The sequence below is a fragment of the Enterobacter sp. K16B genome, from assembly GCF_020216105.1.
Lineage (GTDB): Bacteria > Pseudomonadota > Gammaproteobacteria > Enterobacterales > Enterobacteriaceae > Enterobacter > Enterobacter sichuanensis.
In genome coordinates this window covers 1-7179 of the sequence record NZ_JAIWJZ010000061.1, presented here as the reverse complement: position 1 = coordinate 7179, position 7179 = coordinate 1, and the positions used below count along the sequence as shown (strand labels likewise).

7 protein-coding genes are annotated in these 7179 nt (G+C 55.6%); 2 read left to right on the top strand and 5 right to left on the bottom strand.

What is annotated here, in order from left to right; all coding sequences use genetic code 11:
- Positions 1–82 (top strand): hypothetical protein (locus LDK53_RS12865; protein ID WP_225287339.1); only part of this gene is annotated, 82 nt, incomplete at its 5' end.
- Positions 83–130: 48 nt separating this feature from the next.
- Here LDK53_RS12865 and LDK53_RS12860 read toward each other — a convergent pair.
- Positions 131–676, bottom strand: a complete 546-nt coding sequence (locus tag LDK53_RS12860; RefSeq protein ID WP_045286446.1) for a YfaZ family outer membrane protein — start codon at positions 674–676, stop codon at positions 131–133.
- A 411-nt stretch (positions 677–1087) separates the two neighbouring features.
- On the opposite strand from LDK53_RS12860, the gene LDK53_RS12855 reads away from it, so the two are divergent.
- Entirely contained in the window at positions 1088–2446 is a 1359-nt protein-coding gene (locus tag LDK53_RS12855; protein WP_059386763.1) for an esterase-like activity of phytase family protein, read from the top strand.
- A gap of 80 nt (positions 2447–2526) precedes the next feature.
- Here the strand turns inward: LDK53_RS12855 and yjiA are convergent, their stop codons facing one another.
- From yjiA to LDK53_RS12835, 4 genes are all read right to left on the bottom strand, one after another.
- Positions 2527–3480 (bottom strand): GTPase, encoded by a 954-nt coding sequence (yjiA, locus tag LDK53_RS12850; protein WP_225287338.1) that lies wholly within the window; start codon positions 3478–3480, stop codon positions 2527–2529.
- Positions 3481–3490: 10 nt separating this feature from the next.
- Positions 3491–3694 carry a YbdD/YjiX family protein gene (locus LDK53_RS12845; protein WP_003856610.1) on the bottom strand — a complete coding sequence of 68 codons (204 nt, stop codon included), beginning with the start codon at positions 3692–3694 and terminating at the stop codon, positions 3491–3493.
- Positions 3695–3759: 65 nt separating this feature from the next.
- Entirely contained in the window at positions 3760–5913 is a 2154-nt protein-coding gene (locus tag LDK53_RS12840) for a carbon starvation CstA family protein (protein WP_045286449.1), read from the bottom strand.
- A gap of 191 nt (positions 5914–6104) precedes the next feature.
- Positions 6105–7022 (bottom strand): helix-turn-helix transcriptional regulator, encoded by a 918-nt coding sequence (locus LDK53_RS12835; RefSeq protein WP_025757439.1) that lies wholly within the window; start codon positions 7020–7022, stop codon positions 6105–6107.
- Between the last annotated feature and the right edge of the window lie 157 nt (positions 7023–7179).

The following is a 7179-nucleotide window of genomic DNA, read 5'->3' as shown; positions in this document are numbered from 1 at the left end:
GCGCTCCGGCTACGGACGCGAGCTGTCGGATCTGGGAATCAAAGAGTTTGTGAACCAGAAGCTGGTGGTTGTGCGTAAGTAAGAGGTCAAAAACCTGCCAGATGGCAGGTTTTTTTGTCTCTTCGCAGGCTTAGAAGGTGACTCCACCGCCCACGTAGGCGCCGTCAATCAGCGTGTGGCCAGGACGACCGTCTTTACCATCAACGCTCACGTGGCGGTAGCCCACTTTCAAAGTCACTGGCGTGATCGGCGTCCAGCTTACGCCGCCGTTGGCTTCGACGTAGTTTTTCACGCTGTTGTTCAGCCCTTCTGGAGCCGCATAGCCTTCACCATACACGTGGATGCTGTCGGTCAGCGCAACGTTTACGCCGCCGCCAATCGGGAAGGCCACGCCGTTATCGCCTTTTTTCGGGCCGAGGTAGATTGCCTTCGCGCCCGCATTCAGCATCACCGGTCCCACTTCCAGGTTGTAGCCTGCGCCAACGCCGCCGGTCTGGGTACCGTCGTCGGTGTTTTTGAGCCAGTTACTTTCCAGATAAACACCGGAGGAGGATTTACCCATTTCCAGATTGAGGTTAGTAAAGTTTTTACCCTGCTCAACGGTGCCGCCCATTGCCAGTGCGGAACCTGATACGGCAGCCAGCGCAGAAAGAAGAAGGATATTCAGTTTTTTCATGTTTTATGCCTCGTCATTAAATTAATCTGGGCGCACCTTAACAAGTGACGTTTATGACTGCAAATGTGACGAGGGTCGATTTTTTATGCTGATGTTGTTAATTTTTTTGTTTGAAATGTTGCATCGATGTTTGGTTGTCAGGGTGTCAACGCGTGATGTTCAGGCATTTAGGAACCGTTTAATTTTTTGACTAAACACAAACTGAACGAGGAAGGGAAAGTGATGAGAGGTGAATTAATGGAGTTTCTAATAATTTCCAGAAGTATTTCTGATGTAACATAATACAACACAACCTTACATTTCCGGGCGATGAATATACATTCCCTCGCGCAGGCCGGTTGCCTTTCCATGTCATTTTTCTGACACGTTTATTCTTTACGTTGTTGGCTTCACTCACTGGACACTAACAATATGAAAAGAAAAATTATTCCTGCACTTATCGGTTGTGCGCTCTCTTTCTCTGGCCTGGCGGCACAGCCTACCGCTGAGCGCTACGTCGTCAGCTTCCCTGACGGCTCACATGTGAAATACAGCGGCGCGTTTGCCGATGCATTCCCGAACGGGCTCCCGGTGGGGATTGGTTCTGGCCTGCTGTTTACGGGCAAGCAGGGCGATGCCCTGACGTTTGCGACCGTGACCGATCGCGGTCCCAACGCCGATGCGCCAAAAATGGGTAAAAACGAAGCCAAAATATTTGTCACGCCGGATTTCGCGCCGCTGCTGATGACCATTCGCGTCCAGAACGGCAAAGCGGAGGCTGTTGATGCCCGCCCGCTGCATGACGATAAAGGCGAGATTAACGGTCTGCCGCTGCAAAGCGGCGTGATTGGCTCCACCAATGAAGTGGCATTCAGCGACACGTTAAAGACGCTCAAGGGTGACAACCGCGGGCTGGATACAGAAGGTATAACGCCGGACGGTAAAGGCGGCTACTGGCTGTGCGATGAGTATGGCCCGTTCCTGATTAACGTCGACAGCAAAGGGAAGATCCTGGCGATCCACGGGCCGCAGGCGGCTGAAGGGGAGAAATCCATCGCCGGCGGTCTGCCAAACATCATTAAATGGCGCCAGCCGAACCGGGGCTTTGAAGGCCTGACCCGAATGCCGGACGGGCGGATTATCGCCGCCGTACAAAGCACGCTGGATATCGACGGTAAGAGCAAAAAGCAGGCGCTGTTTACACGTCTGGTGAGCTTCGACCCGGCGACCGGCAAAACCGCGATGTACGGCTACCCCATCGACAGCGCGGCCTACGACAAAAACAGCGACGCCAAAATCGGCGACATTGTGGCGCTCGATAACCAGCACATCCTGCTGATTGAGCAGGGCAGTGATAAAAACGACGGGATGCGTAACCTGATTTACAAGGTGGATCTCAGCAAGGCGAGCGATCTGGCCGCCTTCGACAAGCCGGGCGAGTACCCGGAGTTTGATGATGAGAAAACCCTGGCGCAGCGCGGCATTACCCTTGCGGCGAAAACCCAGGTTGTCGATTTGCGCGCCCTTGGCTGGCAGCAGGAAAAGGCTGAAGGGCTGGCGCTGATCGACAGCAAAACGTTGGCGGTGGCGAACGATAACGACTTTGGCGTGAAGGTGGCGATGCAAAACCCGGTCGAGGGCAAGAAGCTCAAGGATTACCGGGTGAACGCGGAGGGCAAGCTGACGCTTGATGATAAACCGGTTGAAACCACGCTCAGCGTGAAGCCACTGAAGAAGCCGGAGTCCGACAGCGAGCTGTGGATTGTGACGCTGCCGGAGGCGGTGAAATAAGTTTACCGCTCACCCCTCACCCTAACCCTCTTCCCACAGGGGAGAGGGGATTGTTCGGAGCGCATACTTAAGCGGGGAGGCTATTTCTTCAGACCCGCAAACGCCGCCCGAATCTCCTCTTCCGGCAGCTGTATACCGATAAACACCATCACGCTGTGCGGCGCTTCGTCGCCCCACGGTCTGTCCCAGTCGGCGCTGTACAGGCGCTGTACGCCCTGGAACAGCAGGCGGTTCGGCTCGCCGTCAATCCACAGCATCCCCTTGTAGCGCAGCAGCTTGTCGGCAAATGACAGCAGCAGGTTCTCCATGACGCGGGAGACCTCGCTGATGTCCACCGGGTAGTCCAGCTCCACCACAATCGATGCCACATCGTTTTGCTTATCGCCCATAAAGTGGAAGCGCGGTTTCGCGGTGACGTTCTCCTCCAGCATAAAGCCGTTGGTATTGAACAGCAGAGACAGATCGATATCGCCGTGCGTCACGGTGTAAACCGGCGCGCGGGAGTTGATGCGCGCCAGGCGTTCGCGCAGTTTTTCGCTGTCACCGGCCACGTCGGTTTTGGTTAGCAGGATGCGGTCGGCATAGCCCACCTGAGACTGGGCGATGGTGAACTGGTTCATCTGGTCGTTGGCGTGGACCGCATCGACCAGGGCAATCACGCCGTCCAGCAGGTAGCGCTGGCACAGAATGTCGTGGGAGAAAAAGGTCTGAATAATCGGGCCCGGGTTGGCCATGCCGGTGCACTCGATCACCAGACGGTCGAAGTCGATTTCCCCGCGATCGCGGCTGTCGAGCAGATCCAGCAGGGCGTCTTCCAGCTCGTTAGAGCGGGTGCAGCAGATACAGCCGTTGGTCAGGGTTTTGATCTGGGTGGCGCGATCGCCAATCAGCTGGTCATCAACGGAGACTTCGCCGAACTCGTTTTCGATGACGGCGATTTTGAAGCCATGCTGCTCGTTCAGAATGTGGCGCAGCAGGGTGGTTTTACCGGCGCCGAGGAAACCGGTCAACAGGGTGACGGCAATCGGGGTCATGGTCTCTCCTTTAGCAGCAGCGGACGCCGCCTTCTCCACTTCCGCCGTAGCGCGCTTCCTGCCGCTCGCGGAAGAATTCAGTGTAGGTCATGTACGGCTTATCCGGATGGTTGGTCTTCATATGCTCAACGTAGTTGTCATAATCCGGAATACCAATCAGCATTTTTGCCGCCTGACCGAGGTATTTTTTTGCTTCGCCTAAGTTACCAAACATTGTGGGTTCCAGATAGAAAAAGCCCGGTGGCGCTACGCTTACCGGGCCTACGGTTACAGGCTGGATTAATGGTGTGAAGAGGTCTTCACGCCGCCTTCCGGCACCGGCACGTACGGGGTTTCTTTATCCGTACGACCTTCAGCGTTACGCACCTTCAGCCAGGTTTTGATGCCGTAGAAGATGATGCTGTACACCACCACCAGGAACAGAATGCTCAGACCCGCGTTGGTGTAGTTGTTCACCACGATATGGTTCATGTTGGCAATCTGCTGCGCGGTCAGATCCGCGCCGCCTGCGGCAATCTTCTCTTTGTACTGGTTGGCCATGAAGAAGAAACCTTCCAGCTGCGGGTTGGCGCTGAACAGCTTCAGGCCAAGCGCCCAGGTGGTGCAGAGCAGCAGCCACAGCGCGGGCACCACGGTGACCCAGATGTATTTGGTGCGCTTCATCTTCACCAGCACCACGGTGCCGAGTACCAGCGCCACGGCGGCCAGCATCTGGTTAGAGATACCGAACAGCGGCCACAGGCTCTTCACGCCGCCGAGCGGGTCAACAACGCCCTGATACAGGAGGTAGCCCCACAGGCCGACGCAGCCCGCGGTACCGAGAATGCCCGCCACCAGAGAGTCGGTTTTCTTCAGGAACGGCACGAAGTTACCCAGCAGGTCCTGCAGCATAAAGCGACCCGCACGGGTACCGGCGTCCAGCGCGGTCAGGATGAACAGCGCTTCGAACAGAATACCGAAGTGGTACCAGAAGCCCATGTCCGCCCACGGCAGCACTTTGTGGAACACGTGTGCGATCCCCACTGCCAGCGTCGGTGCGCCACCGGCGCGGTTCAGCACGGACGGTTCGCCGATGTCTTTCGCGGTCTGCATGATCTGCTCAGGCGAAATCACAAAGCCCCAGGAGCTAACGGTCGCCGCCGCATGTGCGCTGGCGTCTTTCAGCTGCGCCATAATCAGCGCCGCGTTGTCACCGCCCATCTCGTGCAGGTTTGGCATAGTGATGCCCAGACCCGCCGGCGGGGTGTTCATTGCGAAGTAGAGACCCGGTTCGATGATGGACGCGGCAACCAGCGCCATGATCGCCACGAAAGACTCCATCAGCATGGCACCGTAGCCGATCAGACGCGCGTCTTTCTCGTTCGCCAGCAGCTTAGGCGTGGTACCGGATGAGATCAGGGCGTGGAAGCCAGAGACCGCACCACAGGCGATGGTGATGAACAGGAACGGGAACAGGGCGCCTTTCCACAGCGGGCCGGTACCGTCGATGTACTGCGTCACTGCCGGCATTTTCAGATCCGGGTTAATCAGCACGATGCCGATCGCCAGACCGACGATCACGCCGATTTTCAGGAAGGTGGCCAGGTAGTCACGCGGGGCCAGAATCAGCCAGACCGGCAGCAGCGCGGAGATAAACGCATAGCCAATCAGCGCGAAGGTAATCGTCGTGTCCTTGAAGGTCAGTGCCGGGCCCCAGTAAGGGTCGTGCGCAATCACGCCGCCGAAGTAGATGGAGGCGACCAGCAGCACAATACCAATGACCGACACTTCACCCACGCGGCCCGGACGGATAAAGCGCATGTAGATCCCCATGAACAGCGCAATCGGCACGGTTGAGCAGACGGTGAAGACCCCCCACGGACTTTCGGCCAGCGCTTTCACCACGATTAACGCCAGCACCGCAAGGATGATGATCATAATCAGGAAGCAGCCGAACAGGGCGATAGTCCCCGGTACGCGGCCCATCTCTTCTTTGACCATCTCACCCAGAGAGGCGCCGTTACGGCGGGAAGAGATAAACAGCACCATAAAGTCCTGCACCGCACCCGCCAGCACCACGCCGGCGAGCAGCCACAGGGTACCCGGCAGGTAGCCCATCTGCGCGGCCAGCACCGGACCGACGAGCGGACCAGCGCCGGCGATAGCGGCAAAGTGGTGACCAAACAGCACGTAGCGGTTGGTGGGTACGTAGTTCAGGCCGTCATTGTTAATGACCGCCGGGGTGGCACGCGTCGGGTCGAGCTTCATGACCTTCTGCGCGATGTACAAGCTGTAGTAGCGATAAGCCACAAGATAGACGGAAACCGACGCGACCACGATCCACAGGGCGCTTACGTGTTCGCCCCGGCGTAGTGCGACAACCGCCAGACAAAAAGCGCCGAGGATCCCGAGTAAGGCCCAGGGCACGTGCTTCAGTAGTTTTTTAGTATCCATAGTAAGACCTGGTTTTTTATGTAACGAAAAAAGGGTCAGGGTTCGTTGTGAGGAGGTGGTGATTAATGCTGGAGTGATCGTGCCAGAACGTCGCGCGCGTAAGGGAGGGTAAGTGAATGAGTGGTAGAAAGTGCCGGGTGAGCGGTCAAAGAGGGCGGCGAGCGGTTCCAGCTCGCCGCCAGTGGGCGAAATTATGTGATTGAGATCACTTGATTATTCGGGTTACGCTCCACGGCCAGGTAGCCCTCCAGCGTTCTGAGCAGTTTTTCCTTCAGCCAGTTCGGTTCCAGGATCTGAATATTCGGCAGCCAGTAGAACAGCAGCGGCAGGATCTGGTTCTCGTGCGCCGCCTGACAGCGCAGCGTGACGCCGTCCTGCTGCTCCTCCAGCAGTTCCTGTTCCGGGAGAAGATCCCGGCGCAGGAAGTAATGTGAAATATTATCTTTGATAAATATTTTCACTGCGAAAGTATCTTCAGATACCCAGGGGTCGAGGCTTTTCTCCAGCAGCTCAAGGACATTTTCTTCCGGAGTGAATGTCGTTTTCTGAATATCAAACCAGCTAATCTGGCTCAACGAGAAGGATTTCAGGTGGCTATTTTCGGTAGCCTGTAAATACCATATATTTTTTTTGTTAATGAGTTTATAGGGATTAATCAGCCGGGTTTTACCCTTATAAACTATCTGGCAAACATTATGGTTTTTAATCGATTTCTCGATTTTCGTTAAATGGCGGCGAATATCGCGTTGTACCGTGTGTTCGGCTTCATTTGCAAGAATAAGAATATGGTTTTCGTCGACGCGCGTTTCCAGCTTCTGCCAGAACTCCGTATTTCTGTCCGGGAAAAAGCTGTCAGCATTCAGGAAGTTAGCAAGGGTGTGGTGTAAGCCTTGTCCGCCGGGCGATTGTGCAGAGTGGATCAGACGATATAGCCCATTACCGGTATGTTCTACAATCGGAGAAAGGGCATTTAAATCCCGGTAGACGGTACGTTCGGTAATATTAAATTTCTCCATTAGCGCACTGCGATTTACCACACCGTTTAAATGTAGCTCAAGGAGAATATCGACCAGACGTTCAGCCGAGCGGCTCCGCGTCGTTTTAGCCATAAGGTCTTCCTGTATATTGAGGTATGCGCTGAATGATGCGGGTGCACTGACACGCGGTGTCAGTATTCAGGCACAGAAAATTTATCTTATGGTTATATAACGGCGTGATTTAGCGGAAACCTTAGGAGTTTTTGTAGAAAGCGGCGCTGGCCGGTAA